Here is a 21489-nt window from a genome sequence, read left to right as displayed (position 1 = left end):
TCTATTACTAATGCCCACCTTATCAAATGCCAGTGTTTTTTATATTTTTCTTTTTCAATTTCATCTGTCCTTCAATACTATAATTTGTTAAAGATATATATCTTTAATTTTAAAAGAGCTTTCTTAGCATTACACAACGCCGACAGGTGCTGCATATATTACAAACTCATCTTTTCCGTCAAGCTTGAGAAAATCATCAGCAGCTTTCTGATCAAATGCAGCTATTGCACAGGTTCCGCAGCCTACGGCTCCGCAGCTTAGATATAGATTCTGCATTACATGCCCTGAATCAATTAACAAATCAAATTATCAATTACAGATTTATTTTTTAAATTACTCAAGAAACTTACCGTTTCTTTTAAGAATTAATCTTATTGCTCAAAAATCTTTCCGCTCTTATATATGAAATATCTGAATATCATTTTATTATTTTCATAGTAATTTCCGGTAACAATATACAATGTATCGTTTTTATTTCTAAACCTGAATACAAACTTTTCGTCACCTTTGATATTCCGCCATTTCAAAATGCTTTCCGTTCCATCTGTATATATTCACATATCCGGGGACAATACCTGCTGACACACCTATTAGCTCATCTGTGCCATCATGATCTAAGTCAATGTATTCGGGAGTCCCCATGGTCAGAAGATTTACTAACTCCTTTGTTTCTTCATTATACCCGATTAATTTCATTTCAATATAGGTGGCTCCCAGTTCTCCTACTATTTCAATTTCATTTTTACCGTCAAAGGTTCTGTCAACAGCCTCCACCTTTAAGTCTTCCAATCCATAATTACTTACAGTACCTAATTCATACACTTTATTATTATATTGTAAAAAAGCATATACTGTATTAGGTTCAACTGATTCTTCCTGTGATTTTTCAAAATACAAATCAATTACAACTTCTTCTTGGTCAAATAAATTCTCCAATGATATGCTTTTTTCATATATCAGATTTTCATTTGGAAGTCCTTCTTTGAGAGCCTCAACCATGATGGCAGAAAACTTCAGACTTATAATATTAAGCTCAGAGTACTCCCATATTTGATAGAACCTGGTATACAGTTTGGATGTCAGAATCACACTTTTTTCTGAACCTTCAAATGTATGCCCGGAACCCATCTGTTCTTTAAACACAACATTATACTCTTTTTCAATATAATTAAACAATTCTTCACTATTACCTGTTTTTGTTACATAAGTTATCGGATTGTCTTTTATCCTTACAAATGTACTTGTACCATTAAGCTGAATTATGCCTTTTAATACCGATATGGGATTACCCTCCTGAAAAATCACATCTTTATTAAATAAAAATAATGATAGTAGTATAAAGACTATAATTAATAATAAATATAATTTTTTTGTTTTCATGGCAACCTGCTACTATTTATTTGATAAAAATTGCTCTTCTGTTTTATTTTATTTAAAGGTGCGTCCCTTAATTGCTATTTAAATCCTTATCAAAAAAAGTTATTTTAATTTGATATGCAGTACTATAATATCCTCTGTATTTTTTGGGATTATTTAAAAACCTATCTACCTCCGAAAAAGAATCCGCATATAGTATTGCAATCAAGGGTATTGCCTCTTCTTTCCTAATAACTGATTCATTGTTGAAAGACATTGCATATGAATCATTCTTATCATAGACATACAGAACACTTGAATTTTTATCTTTTCTTTTTTTTGAATTAATTTCAATATTCAACTCATTTTCATCAGGATAATAAATTATATAAATTCTTCCTTTTGTTGATTCTTTATACAATTTATAAGCATAACTGTTAACAACTATTGGATTATATGTATCTGTATAATCTATTACTTCAATCATCATAGCTTTGATACTTTCATCTACAGAATATTCATATATTTTGGGCAGGAAACCAACAATCGGGGTTTTGATTCTTTCATCTTCGGATAAAGCAACTGATTTAATAAACATATTTTCCTTAGCATCAGTTTCCATTAAAGGAGCACTACAGCCAGTTAAGATGGATGTAACTACTATCACTAATAATATACCACCTATTTTTTTCATACCATTCCTCCGTTTCAACTTTATTTCAGACCTGCAAGATCGATCAAACCATTATTCACAATATAATTCTTTCTTAGTATTTATTTTATTCAATCTGAGCAGTTAATTGAAAATTATTCTGTCTAAATAGGCAGCACTGTTATTATGTATCCACCCAAAATCAGACTTGCAAAATTTGCGACTGAAACATACAGTATCTTTCTTAAACGTCCATGTTCCCGGCAGAATAGCGAAAATGCAAAAAGTTCGGCAATAAACACAAAAAACTCGCCAAATATCAGAGTGAAAATAACATAGCTTGTAATTGGCGTAAAGCTGTTTATCCAGATATTCAACGCTCCTTGCGTTACAAAATTTATGATTAAAAAAACTTTCCATGATTTTTTATCCCTGAATCCAAAACTCCAAAATACAGCTGCTTCAATGACAAGTGTCAAGACTATCCGCATCGAAACAAGCATGACAGATCTGGACAACAGTTTCCCTTCTGTCAAAGTGTGAGATTTCAAATCCAGTGTATAAACATTGTTATAGTTTTTAATTGGCTTATCCAATTCGACTTCAAAACTGTCCTCTCCCGTACTGACAATAAAGCTATAAACATTTGTATTTTTAAACATAGCACTTGAATAAAAAGCATAATATTTTTCTATAACCTTATCCGTTACTCTTGCTTCATGTTCGCCATCCTCTAAATTCAATTTTATACTCATCTCATCGGTTGCATTCGGAACTATAATTAATATCGACGGCGGTTCTGCAGAATTTCCATAGCCTATGAACTCAAATGAAAAAGCAAACAGCAGCGTAAATATTGCAAATACTATAGTACCGATAAATTTTTTATATTTCTGCATACAGTCCTCCTCTCACCCTCATGCCATTATTCTTTTGTTATTGCTTCAGGCAATTTGATATCTCTATATCCTGAAACTTTCCATTCTTCATTTTCTTTTGTAAGTTGAATTATTCCTTCCGCAACATCTTCCTCTTCTGCTCCATCCTTAGATGATACAATATTTAATTTGACTTCAAAATTATATCCTTTTTCATTATTGTTTTCATTAGTTGATCTCTCGGAAAGAATCGTTTCTTTAATTTCTATGTAACAGTTATTTTCAGAGCAGAATTCAGCAAACCTAACCCCTGTCCTGTTTGCAGTGAACTTCTCATACGCTTCGTCTGACATCAAAATCCTAATATCCTTGTATATGTCTTCAATAGCCTCTTTTAAAGCATCCTCCGCATTTGCTTTTAATAAATTGTTATAACTTTCAATTTCTTTTTTGTTTACAGTATACAATTCTGATACAAATTTTTCTGCAAGTTCATGAGAATTTGCTTCTTCGTTCACAGCACAACCGCTTGATGCAAGCGCAAGCAAGACAGCGCATAGAGTAAATATTTTTTTCATGCTAAATTTCAATCTATTACCTTCTCCTTTTTGAATCATACAATTCCTCCTTGAATTTAATTGTTTGTAGGATTTATAAATTGCAATAGCCAATTTGTTTTCAATAACTTAACATATTAAAAATAAAAATTGAAGTAAACAAAATTATCTCTTTCTTAATATCGCTACTATCGCTTTCTGTTTATTTAGCATGAGACGTTCACTCTGTATTTATATAGACGATTTAAATCATAAAAAAGTTCAATTTTATGGAGCCTTTGGAAAGTTTTATAAGGAAAGCTTGGACAACATTACTTAAATACAACAGTATATGTATTTTGAAATTGTCCAAATCTTAGTAGACTTCAACGGAAATTTCCACCGTTAAAAGGAAAACAGTATCGGATAGCGCATTTTATCCCGTACTGGCAGAGTGCAGATTCACATCTGAATTTAGGTGGTACCACGGACGCATACAATCCGCCCTAAGCAAATGTAAAAGCTTAGGGCGGAGTTTTATGTGAGCGACAGCGAGCAAATAATTTGGTGAACAAAGCTGTGATTTTGTGTTCTTAAAATTTTTAGGAGGTAGGTATTACCATGCAGAAAAACTATGATTTTCTGCATGGATTTATATGACTATTATCTTGAAATTGTTAAAGAACGTTTATACCAGCCTGAATTACATGGATATAAAGAACGGCATTCAGCACAATATGCCCTGTATTATTGCATGCTCAATACATTAAAACTGTATGCCGTTTATGTTCCTCACATAACCGAATATATTTATCAGGAATTTTTCAGACAAAATGAGAACAGTATTTCTATACACAACTTGTATTGGGAAACTGAAGAATCTCTTGATAATGATATTATCCTTTTCGGAGAAAAACTTAAGGAGATTATTGCAAATACAAGAAAGTATAAGTCTGAAAATGCTCTGTCAATGAAATCAGAAATAAAAGAAATTGTAATTAATACAGATGAGAAATTTATGGAATTGTTTAAACAAACCATAAATGATATTAAAGCATGCTGCAAAGCAAAGGAAATAATCTTCCGGGCTCAATGGTGACACAGGGATTTATTGATATAAGGATATGCTGCTGCCATCTAAAAGTAATCTTCTAATATTCATATTTTTCGATTAATTTTGCTTAATCAGACAATAATAAAATAAATATTTTAATTAAGAAAGGAAAATAAAATGTCTGATAATTTAAAAAGCAAAACAACGGCATCCCCCGAAGCAAAAAAATCCTTGAATCAAATGAAGGCAGAGATTGCCAGGGAGCTTTCTATCGTAAGATCCGGTGCGGAAAACATAGGAAGCTTAACATCCAGGCAAAGCGAATTTGTTGACAACAATATGGATTTGGAAACAGCTAAAAAACGTTTCAATATAAAGGATAAAGGAACCAATATCACATAGAACAGCATGTATATTGATGAAAATTCAAACTGTTTGCATGTTGAAAGCGGTGTAACCAACAATCAGGTATATAATTTCGGGCATGCCGGAAGAGGCACTGGAGATCATCGACGATTTTCTTCGCCTGAACAAAGCAAAATTCAATATAGAATATGTTACGTTTCTTGAGGCTGTTACTATCATCGGCAGCTCATATCCTCCATATGAAAAATTTCAATCTGCAAGCCGATTTGTTTTAAGGGACTTAACATGGGATAACTTTACAAAGCTTGCAGGATTAATCGCAAAGCGCCCGCCTGGTTCTGTATTTACAGGAATATCAATGTATGCACTGGGAGGCAGAGTATCGGAAGTCGAAACAGATGCTACGGCATTTTTTTATCGTAATGCCCAATATATCATATGGCTGGAAACAACATGGGAAGAGCAGCAATATGCCGAAGTCAACAGAGACTGGATAAAAAATTAATTCCCTCAGCTTGAATGCATGACTGATGGCTCTTATGTGAATTTCCCCTATAAATGCCTGGACTGTTATAAGGAGGAATATTATGGAAAGCATACAGATATATTAAAGAAAATAAAGGATAAGCATGACCCTTTGGATGTATTTACATTTCCTCAAGGCATAGGTATATCATACATTCAGTAAAAAACTCATTCCGAGGTCCGTCTCCGGAATGAGTTTTGACCTTTACAATAACTCCATTACCAAAATCAAATTCTTCAGATTTTAATTGTTTGTCCATGTCATGAAAAGATATTTTATTTATCTTATTTCTATTTATAAATTGGAGGAATCTCTCTTCCTCACATTTATTTAACTCTAAATAATTTTTAATCATTACCTACACCTTTTTAGTTCATGAAATCTTACTAATAATATAAACCAAATCTGCTAAAAATGCCAGAAATATATGTAATAAAAGCATTGTCTACACTTTCCTTTATATTTGTATCCATAATTTTATGTGTTACAATGTTATTAACATCAAGTGTTTAATGAACACAGCAAAAACCCACTCCAAGGTCCGTCCCCACAGTGTGTCTTTTTCTTCAAATTGAGCAATATCATTTTGCCAGAATGTTAGACTTTTCTATATACCGTCTGCTTTGGTCTGCTTTTCTTGCATTTACCTTTCATGTGAATTTAACGTCCAGAAGCAATCTGGGAAATATTCTTGATTCTTTTGTGGTTATTATTGTGATGCTGATTTTGGAACCGCTTTAGCTGCATTTGTTTGGAACTACGCCGGGAAAGGCACTCCTAGGGCTACGGATAGAAAATCCTGATGGCAGTCTTCTTTCCTATAAAGAAGGGTTGGATCGAACATGGGGACTTATAGGCGCCGGAATGGGATACTATATTCCAATCTACAATCTTGTCCGTCTCTGGAACAGCTACAAGCTGTGCAGTGAGAAAGAAGTTCAGCCATGGGATGAATCCATATCTTATACCATCAAGGATACAAAGTGGTATCGGAGTATATTTTATATCGGAGCCCATGCAGCTATGCTGGCTGTTTTTGTCACGATAGTCTTCGCAAAGCAGCTGCCTCCCAACCGAGGTGATCTGACAATAGCGGAATTTGCCGAGAACTATAATTATTATATGAAATATTTTGATATTGATTATAGCAATGAATACTTGGACGAAAACGGAAAATGGGCGAAAAATTACTCTGACGGTATTGTATACGTTGAAATCGGTCATGCAGAAAAGCCCGAATATCATTTTACAACAGAAAACGGATATGTTACGGGGGTTTCATTTTCGATTGAAATTAAAAACAGCGAAGGGGTGCTAAGTCCTTATGATACGCAAATGCTTCTCGCTTCCCTTGCTTTTGTCGGAGCACAGGACGAAATGAAGCTGTATTCAAAAATTCCAAATAAAATAGAAGAGCAAATTAAAAGCAGGACTTTTAAAGATTTTCATTTTAAAGAGGCCGGCATTACCTTTACATGTGATACAGAATATTATGGCTACAAAGACAGGTCATCTCAATTTCTATTTTCCGAAGAGAATGCGCCGGAGACTTATTTCAGCTTAAATTTTATTATGAGTAAGTAAAAATTCGTTGATCCGTCCTTGAAGTTATAAGCTCTGACATAATACTTTCCTTACTGCGGACATTTGACGCTTTTTCAAATTCTCGGATATGGGATACAGCCGCCAGATTACAGTAAGTATAAACGGGCAAGCTTAATAAATCATATAAATATATATATAAATCAAAAATAATCTGAGCGCACAAGTAAGAAGCCGTATCATATAGCTTCTTACTTGTGCTTGTATAACCTATACTTTGCTTTGATGTCAACAACCCCGTCCCCGCGTCATTCCTATAATGGTACAATATGTTTCATTAACAGAAATATGTGCGGAAAAGATAATAATGTATAAATTTATATAATTTTATACATTTTCTCAAAAATTATTTCTTGAAAAAACCCGAAGTTCAGTTTAACATATTGACAAAGCTTTCAAAAAACTTTTTTCAATAATTAAAATTTCATTGGAATTACCCCATTTATTAAAATCATAAATCTTCGGTAATAATTATGCAGTATTTATGTATAAATACATACATTCCATTCTTCTGTCAGAAAGGAAAGGATAACACAAACATATAAAAAACAAATCACAATTTATCTGTAAACCAAATCTGAAGATTAGCAGGGGTAAACAGAGGAGTAATTCAAAAGGCGTAGTGTCAACAACCCTGTCCCCTTGACATCCCTTCCCCTGCCTTCCTTGCCTTTGCCTATTATTGGAATCCTTGTCTTTATTTATTATTTAAATATCCTTGACTATACATATCCCCAACACCTCTTGAATGAGAAAAGTAAAAGTGAAGGTATCTGTTTTCAGCAATCTGATATATCCTGTAATTATATATTTGTGGATATTCATCTTCTCCATAAACACGGCGCTCATTTAAGGTATATGGTACATATTCATTTTCTGAAATATATTCCTCGAAATCTACCTTCGGAAAATCAGTTAATGTAATTAGATCATCAAAAATATTGTCTGTAGAATCTGTAATAGTCATTTTAAATTCATCCCAGGAATCTAAAGGATATCTGGGACAATAGATTGCAATATAGTTTTTTGGATAATAACCTGTTAACCCACTATATATAGCATAATATAAAGAATTACGATCTAAATCCACTCTCCATAAATAACTGTCTCCTGAAATGGAAGCTAAATAACTGTTACACATAACATCCAAATCTTCGGAAGTAGGAATGGTAGTAAAACTCAATACCAAGACGGCACAAAAACCCAAATCAGCATCAGGATAAATTTCCTCTTCTAAAAATAAATATTCCGTATCAGATATTTTGTATACAATATTCCCATTACTTCGTATAATATTTTCCGCATCATAGGTACCGAGCTTCCCTGCTTTCAATGCTAATTCTACAAAGGAAGATGGGGGCAGCTCGGGAAAATTATAGGAATCACCCCAAGGAATAATTGAAAACGAAGTATCTATATTAAACTCTAAATATTCAGGAATAGAAATAAAATAGGCATTTGCATGGTATATTTCGTCATTGGACGATAATTTCAAAGTGGGCCACAAACTATAAAAAGTATAAGAATTGCCTGCCAATTTTCTCACTGAATCCTCAACTACACTGTAGGTTGGGGGAATATCCGTGTTAATTACAATAGGCTCAAATGGACCTTCCGAATTTTCGTCAGAATCATCATTATCTGTAATAACCTCTTTGTTTGTATTGTCATCTTCTGCAACATTATTATCAGCAATATTATTGTCAGTATCTTTAATTTTATTGTTAATACTGCAAGCTGTCAAAGCCGATATAAGTAATATAATCAATGCATAAATAATTTTAGATCGTTTCATGGCATCCTCCTTACAAATTATAAGGTAATTTTAGCACTATATTTAGAAATATGAAATATTAATTTACAAATAATTATTATCTGTAAAAACACATATCTCCTAAAAAAATTATTAAAATTACAAAAAACTATACCTTTAAAATTATAGTCATAGCTTTTTGTAATTTTATTATTTTCAACCGCTATTTAATCCTTGATGTGATGTATAAAATAGATATTTATTTTACTTAGTTGTTCCTTATATTGATTGTCCATGCACTTTGTATTGCATAAGTGGAACCGCTTCCTAAATTTATCCTCATTGATTCGGATAAATCCAAATCCGTTGCCCCATCTTGATACTTAGCAGTACCATATTCTACATTTTTATTAAGATTTACTGAATCTACGACCAAAATATCTGATTTGCTTGCACAGTTATTTTTGTAGCCATAGGCTGCTACCCAATGTGTTTCACCGCTTAATGAACAGCATATTAATATAGGTTTACCTGCTTCTAATGTTGATTTTATGTCGGATAAAGCTGTTGTCGATACTTTGACAAATTCAAAACATTTATATGCATTTTTAGTTATTTGTCCTATTGGTGTTTTAATGTCCAGATTATATGATCCATTAGATTCAATTGGAAACCAATATGGACTTATTAGCTTTTGAGTATAATAAGAGTAAATAGCCGCACAGGCGAATGCTTTACATGCTGTTCCAAACTTTGAGTTCAAGTTTTTAATATTTGTAGAGTATTGATTAAACGGTACGCTAATATTTAAATTAACTGGTAACATCTTTACTTTTCCCATTTAATATCATTCATCCAATTGTCTTGGCTTAACTTATTGGCAATAGTTATTGCTTCCTCTATAGATGTAGCTGGTGCACAAATAAATGCAGTGTATCTAGAATTATATATTGAGTTTTCATCATAAAGCAAAATAAGAAGCGAATTAAAATCTTTTGTACATATACGACCCAAGTATTGCCCAGTTATTTCCCCATTACTAAAAGTCAAGTACTCAAGAAGCCCAATATTATTATTAAAAAGAATATCTACATAACCACCGCTACTAAGTGATGCATCTGCATTGTTGATTTGAATGTTACCTGAGAAAGAACTCTGACCAAATATATAGCTTTTAAACTCTCCCGATAAAATTATATCAATATTATTATCTTCAAAAGAATCATAAAAACTTACTATTTTGCCAGTGAGTTGTGTGTCTATATTCTTTGTTATAGGGATAAAGAACAGGGCTATAGTAATTACTATGACAAAGCAAAGCAAACCTAAGCATATTATTAATACCTTCTTCTTCATTATTTGTATCTATCTTCCTTTCATATATTTGTGGCGGATATGTAAGTAAATAGCATTATTTTTGAAAATAAAATTTCTTATTTTTATAAACACCTGCAAAAATAAGCATAATCGATATAATGATGATTAACAAGTACTTCTGGAAAAAAGAGTCAACTGCCATAATTTCGCCTTTTTGAAATATACTTAAATATTACAATTTCCGAATTTATAAAAAGCATAAACAGCTCATAATTGTTGATCTAAGTACATAAATCAACATATACGAAAATGACGTAAAGAAAAAGCTTTGAATAACTATCTTGATGTATTCAAGAAATACGTTATCCCAAAACATACTATATCCGAGGAAAAGAATACTGACATGAAATATATACAAGACACATGAAACGTCCCCATGTCTTTCCCATGTCTTTTAAGGTTCGTATTTTCAGTCTTTTGATTATATAAACAAAATACAATTTAATATATGCAGTTGTTAAGAGGTTGACAAGCATTAAGGATAAGTCAAGTACTTAGCTCAATTAACCCACCCTATAATTTACCTCCTAATTATTTAATAGTCTCTCGGAATACTCCGAGTTAGTCGGTGCAAGGTTTTACCTTGCTACCATTTTTTTACTTCCTCCTATTTCACAATAGGATTTTTTATTTTAATGAAGGTTTATTTTTTATTCCTGCAATTAATCAATTGTAAAACTTAAACTTTGTTACTATTCACGGCCAATGTCATTTAGTTAAGACTTTTATATAATTCAAAGTGAGATTTTTAATTTGTGATTTCTCACTTTTTTTGTAGGTGTCAAAGGGACGTAGGTGTCAAAGGGGTGTCAAAGGGACAGGGTTACTGACAACTTTCACATAGGAACTTGCCATAATTCTGGGGACGGACCTTAAAATAAGGTCCGTCCCCAGAATTTACCTTTTGTTCATCAATCAATTTCTCCATTCCATGCACAAGTTCCATCAGTGTAGTAATTTCCAGCTAAATATACCGTTGCACTGGCATATCCGTCTTCCTTAAGACCAAAACTCTGGTATTTGAATACAACACCTCTGGTATCATTATCAGTAAGAGTTTCCTTTCCTCCAAGAGACCCATAATAAGTATAATCGGAATTATATAATCTTGTTGTTGTTGAAGCCAAATATGTTATTTTGCCATCAGATACATTCCAGTCAACCTTGCACCTTAACCCGAACTGCACATTCCCCAAAAGATCTTTTTTGGTCTTTTCCATAGTATGTGTATAAGACTTTACGGCATTTGTGGATATATCTTCCGTATTGCCTTTTATATTACCCAATTTATGAAAAAAGTCAAAAAGGTTCAATTTTATGGGATTTTAGAAAAGTTTTATAAAGAAAGCTTGGACAACATTACTTAAATAAAACAGTATATGTATTTGGAAAATTGTCCAGAAAGAACCGTACCTATTGGACTGAAAGAACCGTCCCTATTGGACTTCTATTGGACTTCTAAAGAACCGGCACTATTGGGCACAGCTCCAACTATATACATTTGTTTACCCTCTATTTTATAACTCTTTTTTATTGCCAATAATGCAGCTACTAGCTAGTGTCAACATCCTGGTCTTACTTTGAGTAGCCTGCTTTGATATATATATTTGTTTTCCATGTAAAAGCCTACTTTAAAAGGAAAATGACAAATCATGATAAAAATAATAATGTTCATAAGATTTTTTGTTTATGAATTCTACAATCCCAGAAGTATATACATTGTCGTAATAACCGTTGATATTATTACCATCTTTATCACAACCCCAGCTTACTAATTTAAATTCATACTTATTAAGCAGATTTTGTTCGGCAACTGCAGTGGCATACATATCCACTATAAGTTTATTTCCATAATCCACCTTTAATATGCCAAGCCATGTTGCTTTCACTTCTTCATTTTCTTCATGGTTCTTCTCCGATTCCATCTTTATATAATTGAATTGCACATTCTCATTTTCAAATAAATAGTTATACATCTTCTTTTCAAGCTTATCTTCAATAATTACTTCTTCAACAGGTCTGTATGATAATATGCTAATTTGATTCATCGCTTCTTTGTAAGTTATTTCAGAATTCTGCTGAGAGGCATATGATGCTATAACTATGCTAGGAAAGCTTATTGTTAATATTAGATTTAAGATAACAGTTATTATTATTGCTTTAATCATAAGCACCTCTTATTTAATAATTTCGGTAAAGCTCATTATTTCATTTTCATCAACATCAGTATTAGAAATATTTACCTTTCTAAGCACGCGCAAAATTTCAGACTTAATAAGAAATTAAAATGGGAAAATTCAACTATTTGATATGGGGTAAATTAATAATTTCAGCATACTTCTGTTGGTAATTTAAAAATTGATATTTTAATTTAAGAATTAAAACAATCTGCAAAGGAAGATTTAATTTACCTTTCGGAGCTGTCAAGCATTATTAATTATTGTAAAAAATATCCTCTAATGATATAATCGTTTATATATAGGGATAGGCAGGCATTGCTACCCCCTTTGGTCGTTCTCTGCGGAGAACGAGACCCCTTTGCTCATATTAGGACCGGGGGCGTATCAGGATGAGCAGCAAGCTCCGTCCCCAGAAGAACCGATGAAAAAACCTTTTATTGAAAAGCTATTTTATAAAAAACAAAGAAAGGACGAATGAAAAAATGAGTAAAAAAGCAACAATAATTATGGGAGTTATGCTTGCGATTATTCTATGTATGCAGGTGGTTTTAATTTCTAAAATTGATAAGGTTCATAAAGATATGATTTCAAGTGACAACTTTGCTTCTCAGCGAATAGATGTAATTACTTCTCACATACATGAGTTACGAAATATGCTTGGAGATATAATTGAATAAAAATAAAAAAGAGAAGACATATCACATGTCATATGTCTTCTCTTTTTCGCTTAAGTTGTTTATATTAGCTTCCTGAATAAACAGTTCTTCTGTAATGGTAGTGTCTATTGTGATATTAGGGTTATTTTTTTCGATTTGTTTAATTAAATATAGACCATTTCCTCTGAATGTACCGTTGGATGATTCTCCTTCTCTGTATATTGCGGACTCCTCAACTATTTTTGAATATGAATTGGCTACAATTAGGACGAGGGGGGACGTTTCGCTCGTCTTTTTTAGAACATTTTCAACAATTACATTTATCATTCCAAAAAATCTTGCTTAATTGACTAATACCGATATTCTCCTATAATTATTACAGAATCAATCTGTAATTTCCATAAAAGCCCAAGACACCTGGAACGTCCCCATGTCTGCCCATGTCTGTTCTTGTCCAGTGGTGACGGTTCTTTTTGGACACCTCTGGAGCTTCTCTAATATGCTCTTTTTTTAGACGGTTTAATTATAAAAAAAATTCATTTTTGGGAATTTTAGGAAAGCTTTATAAGAAAAGTTCAAACATTATTGCTTAAATAAAACAGTATATGTATTTGGAAAATTGTCCGGAAAGAACCGTCCCTATTGCTAAATTGCATAAAAAAGAACAGGGTATGCATTCTTAACATACTCTGTTCTTAATCTTTCATTTTAATTGACATTGCCCTGTTGGACTCATTATTTTGTTTAGTTGTATTTAACGTTTACTTATATTATACGCGTTAACATGCTATTATTTTAAAGTTTACATCTGAAAAGATACGTCTATTTCATTATTGGAACCAGTAACTGTCCCTTTTAACCAACAAGTAGTTTGAAAAATACCAGCTGTGGTTACATCAAATTCCAGTTTTCCGTAACTTGAACCTCTGCTTAGAGCAGCATTATCATATGTACCACCTATAACCATAATCCATTTATCATATACAGAAGTACACTTATTGTCAGTTACAGTCATATAAAAATAACAGTTTATTATTACACCCGTAAACGATACCTTCCAACTGTTTGCTGATGCACGATTTAGAGTGTCTACTTTTTCAATTGTAACGGTATATTCATCGCCATTTTTATCTATACCTATATATGTTTGATTTGGATTATTTTCTAAATCTTTGAAATTTACAGTTCCTATTACATCCATTTTTAAAGCGTCATTGTTTGTCTCAGCAGCATATGCTGGCACAAAAGAGCAAATTAAGATAGTTACAGCCATAAAAAAACCTAAAATACGTTTGTTCATTGTTTTTCCTCCTCATATAGTCAAGCTTTTTTCCTTGAAAAATCAAGGTTTTTTGTTTCTTTATCTCAGATAAATGGCCATAGTCATGGATATTTCTTGTATCGAGTACTAAAATAGTGGTATTAGGGTACACGAAGTAAAACGTCTTTGTTTTTCGCTTTACATGGCCTTGTGTATACCCATCCCTCTATGGCAGCTAACCTCCTGTATCCACCAGGATCTCCATCCGTTTCCGCATGCGTCCTAACTACCTTCGTCCTGCCTATCCATAACCAGGGTGTCAGCTTAGCTCCTTAACAGGGTCTATGCCCTATGGAAAATATTCCTGCCGACTACTGGCTCATTCTTTGTTTTGATTACTGATTTTGCTCCTACAACAGCGTTGTTTCCAACGGACGTTTTCCTGTTGCTTTCTGTTTATTGTATAGCCACATTTGTGGCAGTTTCCAGCTTAACCTCTTGTTTACTATTTATCGTGGCTGGATTTAATTGTCAAGGGCTTGCCGCTTTAGCGGTACTAACGTACCCTTGATAATTAAATTCAACCGCGATATCTTTCAACAGAGGTTTAAGCTTATTGCTTTACTTTTTATGCTGCCTGTGCTGATATCGGTGGTCTCTTGATGTCTCCAAGCATTTTTACAGGATCATAGCTGACTCCTGTTGTTAGAATCTTGTAAATCACCCTAAGCAACTTACAGGCAACTGCAATCAGCGACTGCATCTTCTTCAATGGATTATTCTGTCTGGTCGTATAATAATGGTGCAGTTCCCTGAACTCTTTATTTTTTCCAACTAATGACATTGCAACCTCAAACAGCAGATATCTCAGTCTCTTGCGACCACGTCTGCTTATCGTTGTCTCGCCCTTATGTTTTCCAGAACTGTTCTCCACCAGTGCATATCCTGCTAGCTTCTGTATCTGTTTTGGGTTATCAAAACGTCTTATGTCACCCACTTCAGCTATAAATCCAGATACGGTCTTACTTCCAATACCTTTAATTTCCAGCAACTTATCTGTGTATGAAATTCCACTCATCAAGTCTTCTATTAGAGCCATTAGTTCATTGACTCTTTTACTATAAACCTCATAATCACTGAGCAGATTTTTTATTTCCATACGTGCTGCTGTCAAACCTTCCTGACTGCCAATGCTATGCTCTGCAGCTGCTACCAAGGTCTTTGCCCTCTTTCGTCCAGCGCCTCTCAGCTTTGCGTCCCGCCAGATTTTGTTCACTCCTTCCACACCTAACGCTGCAATGTCTGCTGGCAATGGTGCCTGTGCTAAAATCATCAATCCGCTTTTTGCATCTTTCTTCCCATAAACGTCTTTATACTCTGGAAAGTAAATGCTGAACCATCTTGCAATCCTATTAAGAACTCTTGTAAGTTCCTCCTGCGCCTGAAATCTCAGGTTTGAAGCCGTCCTAAGCTCTGCATAGACACCTTCCGGAAGGTAAGGGTAAGAGAATCGCCCCTCATTGATTAGTCCTGCGATTACTTTCGGATCCTTGCGATCAGTCTTTGTTGGATTGTTATCATCTAGTTCTTTGGATTTCTTTACGTGATGAGGATTGACAAGCACCGGTCTCATGCCGTTGTCCTGTAGGAACTTTCCTAGTGCAAACCAGTAGTGTCCTGTTGGCTCCATCCCTGGAAGTACAGCCTGTTTCTCATGCTTTTCTCCCAGTTCATGCATCCATGCCAAAAAACTGTTAAATCCAGCTTCTGTATTACTGAATGAGAAGGCCTTCTTTGAGTACTCATAACCTCTCCAGTCAAAAGCTCTGGCATAGTGTAGTTCACTTCCGACATCAATACCAACCACTAAAGTTTTTTCTGTAATAGTTCCTAATTTTGCGTTCTGTGTGTTATAATTCATTTCTAGATACCTCTCTGTTTAATAAGATTTTTTACTAACCGGCAAAGTCAGTAATCTTATTGTACACTGAGGTATTTTTTTCTCAACCTTCTTTCTTGGAATTCCTTATATTTGAATTATACAGGAAGCTCCTTAGACTATAATTTTATTTAATTTGAGTAAATATTTTATTAATCAATGGAATCGCCCCCTTACTTTTATCACTTTTTTAAAAAATTTATGAGCAATACAATTACAACAAGTATACCAAAGCATATTATTCCTAATATTACTGTAGCTTGCAAATTCAATAAATTTCCTATAATAATAGCTAATATAATTGAGATAACAAGTAATATACTTCCAAAATTATAATATTTCTTTTTTAGCTTTTTTGTAGTTTCTTTAACAATTGGGATTTCCTCAACAATATTTATTTCATCATCTAATAAATAATCAATGGAAATCCCAAATATTTTACTAAGTTGTATTATGTTATCTACATCAGGCATAGTTTCGTCTAATTCCCATTTTGATACGGCTTGTCGAGATACAGTAATTTTTGAAGCAAGTTCTTCTTGTGACATTCTCTGATTCTTTCTAAGTTTTTGCAATTTTTTCCCAAAGGTCATTCATTTCACTCCTCAATTTTCTTTATTATTAATAATTATATTCCTTTCAGTAGTTGCATTCTACCGTTTTAAGATGGAATTTATGCAACTACAGGTTGCAACTAGTAGTTACACTGTAAGCAAAGCTTTTATAATCCAGCATATTAATGTTACAGAAAATAGCTATCAATTACTCATAACCCCAGTTACCAAAATAATGTGTCTGAATTTTTGAAAATTGATTAATTCATTTTCTAGCTGTTCTTTTATTTCTCTTGTTTTAATATTGTTTGTATCTCAATTGCTTTTGATATTTTAACTAAAATATGCATACGTTTTACTTACGTCTGTACCGAAAAGATTTACACACTGGTTTTACGCAGATACATTCGGTTATTACTTTTACAAATATCTTCATTCTTTATTACTAATTACATTATACTAAACAAACTTTTGCCTGTCACAAATACTGCATGAAACCCCCCTAAAATTCTACATGAAAGGGTTTCATGCAAAAAAATAGGGGGGTTCATGACAATTTTGCTATGGTTATTTTAAAATATGGTATCATTTAATAAAGCATTAAGCACAAGACTAATCGGAGGGGTATTTAATGGAGTTATATTTAGAAAACAAAATTGTGGGCTATATAAAGAAATATAAATGCACAATTACCGGTGATGACGAAGAAATATTGAGATATGGAATTCAAATATATTACTTTAATATTTCCAAGCTTTTAATATTACTTGTAGTTTCTATTGTTCTTGATATTTTTGCAGAAACTTGTATGGCTTTTTTGCTAATAGCAATATTAAAAAGATTTGCATACGGATTTCATGCGGATACGTTCTGGTCTTGCCTGGTTATTACTTTTATAAATATTTTCGGTATAGTTTATTTGTCTGAATTGTCCTTTAATCCCTTGATAAAAATTTTACTGGCTGTGATTTCTTTAATCCTGTTTGCATTATTTGCTCCTGCTGATACGGAAGAAAGACCGCTGGTAGACAGTAAGAAAAGATTAAAATTGAAAATTAAAACAATGTCTGCAGCAGTTTTGTACTTTGTATTATCATTTTTTACTAATGAAGCTTTATCCAATATGCTTGTATTATCATTGACATTTATAGGGCTTAACACTTGCCCTGTATTGTATATATTATTTAAAAAGGAGTATAAAAACTATGAGAAATTTATTTAAAAACAACCAAATTTCAAACAAATTATTTTCCTTATTTACTAATACGGCAGTTAATTCTTCATCAAAATGCAATGAATTTATATGGCAGCAGGCTAAGGTTCCGAAGTGCCTTTTGACAAGAGAAATTAGAAATTCTAATAACCAACGCTAATTTAAAAAAGAGAAGACATATCATATGTCATATGTCTTCTCTTTTTCGCTTAAGTTATTTATATTAACTTCCTGAATAAACAGTTCTTCTGCAATGGTGGTGTCTATTGTGATATTAGGGTTATTTTTTTCGATTTGTTTAATTAAATAGAGACCGTTTCCTCTGAATGTACCGTTGGATGATTCTCCTTCTCTGTACATTGCGGATTCCTCAACTATTTTTGAATATGAATTGGCTACAATTATATTGATTTCATCCTCTTCCCCATCTATCAATATATCTATTTCCTTGTCTTTTGATATGGTTGCCGCCTCTATGGCGTTATCCAAAATAATACTTACAATGTCATTTAATACTATACCCTGGATATTAATTGTAGGGATTTCTTTTCTCACATCTGCATTTATTTTTATTCCTGCGTTTAATGCTTTACTGGTTTTTTCTATAAGTATCTTTTTCAAGATTGCATCATATATTTTATTGTAATTTACAGAGGCTGAATCTTTGTTTGTATCTTGATCAGCCACTATGCTATTGACGAATTCCAGTGCTTTATCGTATTGATTATTTTCAATTAGCGCCTGCATTCCCATCAGTCGGTTTCTATATTCATGCTCCTGTTTTGACAACTGCTTGGCGAATTTTTCAACCTGGTTAGTATAATCATACATGTTATCATAATCATATTTTGCTTTAGTGGATATTTTAATTTGGCTGAAATACGTTATATTAATTGCTATAAATAAGATTAGCAAGGCAGCTGACATAATGTGCTGAATACTGAGATACGGCTGCACGGATATTATATAACCGAGGAGGCTTGTAGATGCAACAAAAAATAAAACATATTGAACTACAGAGAACAAATTTTTTCTTAATACAAAATCCTCAATTTCGTTGAAATATTTACTGGGTCTGATTATTAATGAAGCTGCAAAGGATATAATAAAAAATGAAGCGTGCATAATATAAATCATATGCAAATTACTGCGTATATATGTAATATCCATGTTAAAAACAGCCAAATACAAGAAAGAGTTTATTACATCGCAAACAAGGCCGACAGAATACGCAAATATGCAGACAATAAACGATGCTATGCTTCCTTTTTGGTAAATCAATTTTATAATTATAGTATAAATAATTATAACCCCTGCTATTTTATATGCCATATCAAGGCTCCCAAAAATTCTAAGAAAAGGAATTGCCAAAAGTAGTATAATATAATTTTTAAACTTAAAATATTCTTGTTTATTTAACAGTTTACCAGCAATCAAGATTGTGCATATGTAGCATGAAATAAAACTTCCTACAACATCTGCTGCTACTTTATACATTCTAACAGCTCCTTTATTCTCTCTTCGCTTCCTTCCAACACATAACCATAACTCAATCCAACTTTTTTGTCATATGGATCAGCAAATGTCAAATAATCCTTGTTTATTATTCTGGTTCTTGAAATTCTGAAAAAACGGCTGTCAAGTTTTTTCATTATTGATTTTACAGATGAAACAACGTATAACTCCGTCTTTATATAGTCGGGCTTCAGCTTTATCATAACGCTTCTTGAATCCTCCAAAAGCTCAGTGTATAAAATATCCTTATACTTAAGCTTGTACATGGCTTTGTTTTCATACACAACCATCATTCCTGTATCTGTTTCTTCTTCTTTTGCATCAATTTGCGCCTTGCTTTTTTTGATTGCAATCAGTAAATCATTTATACAATAGTCAGATTTTATTATAAAATCTACAGGTTGTATTTTATGCTTTATAATTTTGGGCGAAAGCTTTGTGTAATTTGTAAGAAAAATAATTTCATCATCATAATTTCTCAGTTTTCGAATCTTTTTCGCGATGCTGTATCCGTCTGCTTCTTTACTTTTCAAATCAATATCCAATATAAAAATAGTATGATCCTTATTTTCCTCTATATATTTAATAAGGTTCTCATCATATTTATTATATATATGTATTTTTTTGTCAACATTAATTTTTTCTTTTAATTTCCCCGCAATTTTGTTGCAAAATTCAATATTGTCATCGCATAATACAATGTTTAACACAATATCCCCCCTATATTTGCTCTACACATACATTATATATTATATTTCGTCAGTTTTCTATGATTCTTTATTATAAAAAAGTATAATCATTGATATGTTTGTATCAATTTTTCTTTTTATTTTCATTGTGTTTACAAATTATTTAATCAAAATTTAATATAATATTATGCTTTATTTAAGCATTTCGTGGTATATTAATAGTATCAACAATAATTTTTTTCCGTGACACTTAAGATTATTAAATATATTTTGTATTTTTAATAACATACGAAGAGGTATATATTATGGCTGATATATTAATATTAACCGCATCCTTTGGGATGGGGCATAAAAGTGTGTCTAATGCTTTAAAGGAACAGATTGAGACAGAAAATAAAAACGCAGAGGTTGTAATTGCGGATATTTGGGAGATATTGAATCCAAAAGTAAAGGACTTCAGCTCGAAAATATATTGTGAACTGACAGAAAATTATCCGCTTGTTTACAACACGTTTTATGAGATAAAAATGAATTACAAGAATAATATTATAGATAATGTATTTTGCAGCTTATATCAAAAAAAGTTTTACGAATATTTGAAACTTAAGAAACCTAGGACTGTTATAAGCACATTTCCGTTGTGTTCATGCATGATATCAAAAATAAAAGAAGAATATGAGCTTGACATCAATTTGATAACAGTAATAACAGATGTGGTAGACAGCTGGGAATGGATTTACAAAGGAACAAATATATATTTAGTTCCAACTGAAGAAATAAAGAATAGAATAATTCATAAGGGAGTCAGCGGTAGTACTATACTCGTGACCGGCATTCCTGTCAAAAAAGGATTCATAAGTGAAAATATTAATCTTTCCATCAAGGATAAACACTCAATCTTGATTGTATTAAGCGGAATAGATAATGTTCCTGAAAGTGTTCTTAGTAAACTTGACCAATTAGATAATTTTGATATAATGCTGGTAACGGGCAGAAATGAAAGGCTTTTTGAAAAATTGTCTAAATCTACATTTTCCAATATTAAAGTGTACGGCTATGTGGACAATATGAATCAAATGATGGACGAATCTCTGTTTATTGTAACAAAGCCAGGCGGAGTAACTATATTTGAAGCAATAAATAAAGAATTGCCACTGATTGTATTAAACTCAAACATTGGTCAGGAAAAGGGAAATATTGAATTTATAAAGAAAAACAAAATAGGTGTGGTTATTAACGATTTCGAAAATTTACCGTCAATACTAAGCTACTATGCCAATAATCAGGACATAATAAATTATTATTGCGAAAACATAAGAAAAATAAAAAAGACCCTAAATTACACGAACAGTTTTTGCTCTGTCTTAAATGAGGTGATTTAA

24 protein-coding genes and 1 pseudogene are annotated in these 21489 nt (G+C 32.4%); 8 read left to right on the top strand and 17 right to left on the bottom strand.

Annotated elements, in window-relative coordinates:
- Positions 1-129: 129 nt before the first annotated feature.
- From RBQ61_RS10290 to RBQ61_RS10270, 5 genes and pseudogenes are all read right to left on the bottom strand, one after another.
- Positions 130-300, bottom strand: a pseudogene (locus tag RBQ61_RS10290) (nitroreductase family protein); the annotation flags it as partial.
- Between the two features lie 201 nt (positions 301-501).
- Positions 502-1380, bottom strand: coding sequence for a hypothetical protein (locus RBQ61_RS10285; protein WP_308137240.1), 879 nt, complete (start codon positions 1378-1380; stop codon positions 502-504).
- 67 nt (positions 1381-1447) lie between these two features.
- Positions 1448-2050 (bottom strand): hypothetical protein, encoded by a 603-nt coding sequence (locus RBQ61_RS10280; RefSeq protein ID WP_308137239.1) that lies wholly within the window; start codon positions 2048-2050, stop codon positions 1448-1450.
- 122 nt (positions 2051-2172) lie between these two features.
- A complete protein-coding gene (locus tag RBQ61_RS10275) occupies positions 2173-2907 on the bottom strand; it encodes a hypothetical protein (protein ID WP_308137238.1) in 735 nt (244 codons plus the stop codon).
- A gap of 26 nt (positions 2908-2933) precedes the next feature.
- The gene (locus RBQ61_RS10270) at positions 2934-3503 is read right to left on the bottom strand and encodes a hypothetical protein (RefSeq protein ID WP_308137237.1); all 570 of its coding nucleotides are present in this window, start codon (positions 3501-3503) and stop codon (positions 2934-2936) included.
- A gap of 553 nt (positions 3504-4056) precedes the next feature.
- Between RBQ61_RS10270 and RBQ61_RS10265 the strand changes: the two genes are divergently transcribed.
- The 4 genes from RBQ61_RS10265 (at position 4057) to RBQ61_RS17655 (ending at position 5530) form a co-directional block, all read left to right on the top strand.
- Positions 4057-4521 (top strand): class I tRNA ligase family protein, encoded by a 465-nt coding sequence (locus RBQ61_RS10265; protein WP_308137236.1) that lies wholly within the window; start codon positions 4057-4059, stop codon positions 4519-4521.
- Between the two features lie 132 nt (positions 4522-4653).
- Positions 4654-4878, top strand: a complete 225-nt coding sequence (locus RBQ61_RS10260) for a small, acid-soluble spore protein, alpha/beta type (protein ID WP_308137235.1) — start codon at positions 4654-4656, stop codon at positions 4876-4878.
- An 82-nt stretch (positions 4879-4960) separates the two neighbouring features.
- Entirely contained in the window at positions 4961-5347 is a 387-nt protein-coding gene (locus tag RBQ61_RS10255) for a hypothetical protein (protein WP_308137234.1), read from the top strand.
- Between the two features lie 18 nt (positions 5348-5365).
- The gene (locus RBQ61_RS17655) at positions 5366-5530 is read left to right on the top strand and encodes a BBE domain-containing protein (RefSeq protein WP_374049879.1); all 165 of its coding nucleotides are present in this window, start codon (positions 5366-5368) and stop codon (positions 5528-5530) included.
- Here RBQ61_RS17655 and RBQ61_RS10250 read toward each other — a convergent pair.
- Entirely contained in the window at positions 5490-5723 is a 234-nt protein-coding gene (locus RBQ61_RS10250) for a hypothetical protein (RefSeq protein ID WP_308137233.1), read from the bottom strand. The genes RBQ61_RS17655 and RBQ61_RS10250 overlap by 41 nt on opposite strands.
- A 392-nt stretch (positions 5724-6115) precedes the next feature.
- On the opposite strand from RBQ61_RS10250, the gene RBQ61_RS10245 reads away from it, so the two are divergent.
- A complete protein-coding gene (locus tag RBQ61_RS10245) occupies positions 6116-6952 on the top strand; it encodes a hypothetical protein (RefSeq protein ID WP_308137232.1) in 837 nt (278 codons plus the stop codon).
- Positions 6953-7667: 715 nt separating this feature from the next.
- On the opposite strand, the gene RBQ61_RS10240 is transcribed toward RBQ61_RS10245, so the two are convergent.
- From RBQ61_RS10240 to RBQ61_RS10220, 5 genes are all read right to left on the bottom strand, one after another.
- Entirely contained in the window at positions 7668-8765 is a 1098-nt protein-coding gene (locus tag RBQ61_RS10240; protein WP_308137231.1) for a hypothetical protein, read from the bottom strand.
- Between the two features lie 226 nt (positions 8766-8991).
- Positions 8992-9564, bottom strand: coding sequence for a hypothetical protein (locus RBQ61_RS10235; RefSeq protein WP_308137230.1), 573 nt, complete (start codon positions 9562-9564; stop codon positions 8992-8994).
- On the bottom strand, positions 9552-10079 hold the full coding sequence (locus RBQ61_RS10230) for a hypothetical protein (protein WP_308137229.1): 528 nt from the start codon (positions 10077-10079) through the stop codon (positions 9552-9554). The genes RBQ61_RS10235 and RBQ61_RS10230 overlap by 13 nt, the downstream gene beginning before the upstream one ends.
- 932 nt (positions 10080-11011) lie before the next feature.
- Positions 11012-11320 carry a hypothetical protein gene (locus tag RBQ61_RS10225; protein ID WP_308137228.1) on the bottom strand — a complete coding sequence of 103 codons (309 nt, stop codon included), beginning with the start codon at positions 11318-11320 and terminating at the stop codon, positions 11012-11014.
- A gap of 411 nt (positions 11321-11731) precedes the next feature.
- Entirely contained in the window at positions 11732-12268 is a 537-nt protein-coding gene (locus RBQ61_RS10220) for a hypothetical protein (protein WP_308137227.1), read from the bottom strand.
- 494 nt (positions 12269-12762) lie between these two features.
- Here RBQ61_RS10220 and RBQ61_RS10215 point away from each other — a divergent pair, with 494 nt between their 5' ends.
- Positions 12763-12957, top strand: coding sequence for a hypothetical protein (locus tag RBQ61_RS10215; protein ID WP_308137226.1), 195 nt, complete (start codon positions 12763-12765; stop codon positions 12955-12957).
- A 21-nt stretch (positions 12958-12978) separates the two neighbouring features.
- Here the strand turns inward: RBQ61_RS10215 and RBQ61_RS10210 are convergent, their stop codons facing one another.
- From RBQ61_RS10210 to RBQ61_RS10195, 4 genes are all read right to left on the bottom strand, one after another.
- Entirely contained in the window at positions 12979-13263 is a 285-nt protein-coding gene (locus tag RBQ61_RS10210) for a hypothetical protein (protein ID WP_308137225.1), read from the bottom strand.
- 475 nt (positions 13264-13738) lie between these two features.
- Positions 13739-14236 carry a DUF5626 family protein gene (locus RBQ61_RS10205; RefSeq protein WP_308137224.1) on the bottom strand — a complete coding sequence of 166 codons (498 nt, stop codon included), beginning with the start codon at positions 14234-14236 and terminating at the stop codon, positions 13739-13741.
- A 589-nt stretch (positions 14237-14825) separates the two neighbouring features.
- Positions 14826-16118, bottom strand: coding sequence for an IS110 family transposase (locus RBQ61_RS10200; protein WP_308137223.1), 1293 nt, complete (start codon positions 16116-16118; stop codon positions 14826-14828).
- Between the two features lie 200 nt (positions 16119-16318).
- The gene (locus RBQ61_RS10195; protein WP_308137222.1) at positions 16319-16729 is read right to left on the bottom strand and encodes a helix-turn-helix domain-containing protein; all 411 of its coding nucleotides are present in this window, start codon (positions 16727-16729) and stop codon (positions 16319-16321) included.
- A gap of 592 nt (positions 16730-17321) precedes the next feature.
- On the opposite strand from RBQ61_RS10195, the gene RBQ61_RS10190 reads away from it, so the two are divergent.
- Complete coding sequence (locus tag RBQ61_RS10190) at positions 17322-17912, top strand: accessory gene regulator B family protein (protein ID WP_308137221.1); 591 nt, start codon at positions 17322-17324, stop codon at positions 17910-17912.
- A gap of 171 nt (positions 17913-18083) precedes the next feature.
- Here RBQ61_RS10190 and RBQ61_RS10185 read toward each other — a convergent pair whose 3' ends face one another.
- Complete coding sequence (locus RBQ61_RS10185) at positions 18084-19400, bottom strand: sensor histidine kinase (protein ID WP_308137220.1); 1317 nt, start codon at positions 19398-19400, stop codon at positions 18084-18086.
- Entirely contained in the window at positions 19388-20128 is a 741-nt protein-coding gene (locus RBQ61_RS10180; protein WP_308137219.1) for a LytTR family DNA-binding domain-containing protein, read from the bottom strand. The genes RBQ61_RS10185 and RBQ61_RS10180 overlap by 13 nt, the downstream gene beginning before the upstream one ends.
- A 284-nt stretch (positions 20129-20412) precedes the next feature.
- Here RBQ61_RS10180 and RBQ61_RS10175 point away from each other — a divergent pair, with 284 nt between their 5' ends.
- A complete protein-coding gene (locus RBQ61_RS10175) occupies positions 20413-21489 on the top strand; it encodes a glycosyltransferase (protein WP_308137218.1) in 1077 nt (358 codons plus the stop codon).

It is taken from the genome of Sedimentibacter sp. MB35-C1, from assembly GCF_030913635.1.
In the GTDB taxonomy this organism is placed as follows: Bacteria; Bacillota; Clostridia; order Tissierellales; family Sedimentibacteraceae; genus Sedimentibacter.
This window is presented reverse-complemented; position numbering and strand designations above follow the sequence as displayed.

Bases quoted from the DNA above. Each gene is read 5' to 3' on its own strand.
- RBQ61_RS10220 (WP_308137227.1), bottom strand. From the start codon at position 12,268: ATGATTAAAGCAATAATAATAACTGTTATCTTAAATCTAATATTAACA.
- RBQ61_RS10205 (WP_308137224.1), bottom strand. From the start codon at position 14,236: ATGAACAAACGTATTTTAGGTTTTTTTATGGCTGTAACTATCTTAATT.
- RBQ61_RS10260 (WP_308137235.1), top strand. From the start codon at position 4,654: ATGTCTGATAATTTAAAAAGCAAAACAACGGCATCCCCCGAAGCAAAA.
- RBQ61_RS10200 (WP_308137223.1), bottom strand. From the start codon at position 16,118: ATGAATTATAACACACAGAACGCAAAATTAGGAACTATTACAGAAAAA.
- RBQ61_RS10210 (WP_308137225.1), bottom strand. From the start codon at position 13,263: ATGATAAATGTAATTGTTGAAAATGTTCTAAAAAAGACGAGCGAAACG.
- RBQ61_RS10225 (WP_308137228.1), bottom strand. From the start codon at position 11,320: ATGGAAAAGACCAAAAAAGATCTTTTGGGGAATGTGCAGTTCGGGTTA.
- RBQ61_RS10250 (WP_308137233.1), bottom strand. From the start codon at position 5,723: ATGATTAAAAATTATTTAGAGTTAAATAAATGTGAGGAAGAGAGATTC.
- RBQ61_RS10175 (WP_308137218.1), top strand. From the start codon at position 20,413: ATGGCTGATATATTAATATTAACCGCATCCTTTGGGATGGGGCATAAA.
- RBQ61_RS10190 (WP_308137221.1), top strand. From the start codon at position 17,322: ATGGAGTTATATTTAGAAAACAAAATTGTGGGCTATATAAAGAAATAT.
- RBQ61_RS10280 (WP_308137239.1), bottom strand. From the start codon at position 2,050: ATGAAAAAAATAGGTGGTATATTATTAGTGATAGTAGTTACATCCATC.
- RBQ61_RS10275 (WP_308137238.1), bottom strand. From the start codon at position 2,907: ATGCAGAAATATAAAAAATTTATCGGTACTATAGTATTTGCAATATTT.
- RBQ61_RS10240 (WP_308137231.1), bottom strand. From the start codon at position 8,765: ATGAAACGATCTAAAATTATTTATGCATTGATTATATTACTTATATCG.
- RBQ61_RS10230 (WP_308137229.1), bottom strand. From the start codon at position 10,079: ATGAAGAAGAAGGTATTAATAATATGCTTAGGTTTGCTTTGCTTTGTC.
- RBQ61_RS10235 (WP_308137230.1), bottom strand. From the start codon at position 9,564: ATGGGAAAAGTAAAGATGTTACCAGTTAATTTAAATATTAGCGTACCG.
- RBQ61_RS10255 (WP_308137234.1), top strand. From the start codon at position 4,961: ATGCCGGAAGAGGCACTGGAGATCATCGACGATTTTCTTCGCCTGAAC.
- RBQ61_RS17655 (WP_374049879.1), top strand. From the start codon at position 5,366: ATGACTGATGGCTCTTATGTGAATTTCCCCTATAAATGCCTGGACTGT.
- RBQ61_RS10215 (WP_308137226.1), top strand. From the start codon at position 12,763: ATGAGTAAAAAAGCAACAATAATTATGGGAGTTATGCTTGCGATTATT.
- RBQ61_RS10265 (WP_308137236.1), top strand. From the start codon at position 4,057: ATGATTTTCTGCATGGATTTATATGACTATTATCTTGAAATTGTTAAA.
- RBQ61_RS10270 (WP_308137237.1), bottom strand. From the start codon at position 3,503: ATGATTCAAAAAGGAGAAGGTAATAGATTGAAATTTAGCATGAAAAAA.
- RBQ61_RS10285 (WP_308137240.1), bottom strand. From the start codon at position 1,380: ATGAAAACAAAAAAATTATATTTATTATTAATTATAGTCTTTATACTA.
- RBQ61_RS10185 (WP_308137220.1), bottom strand. From the start codon at position 19,400: ATGTATAAAGTAGCAGCAGATGTTGTAGGAAGTTTTATTTCATGCTAC.
- RBQ61_RS10195 (WP_308137222.1), bottom strand. From the start codon at position 16,729: ATGACCTTTGGGAAAAAATTGCAAAAACTTAGAAAGAATCAGAGAATG.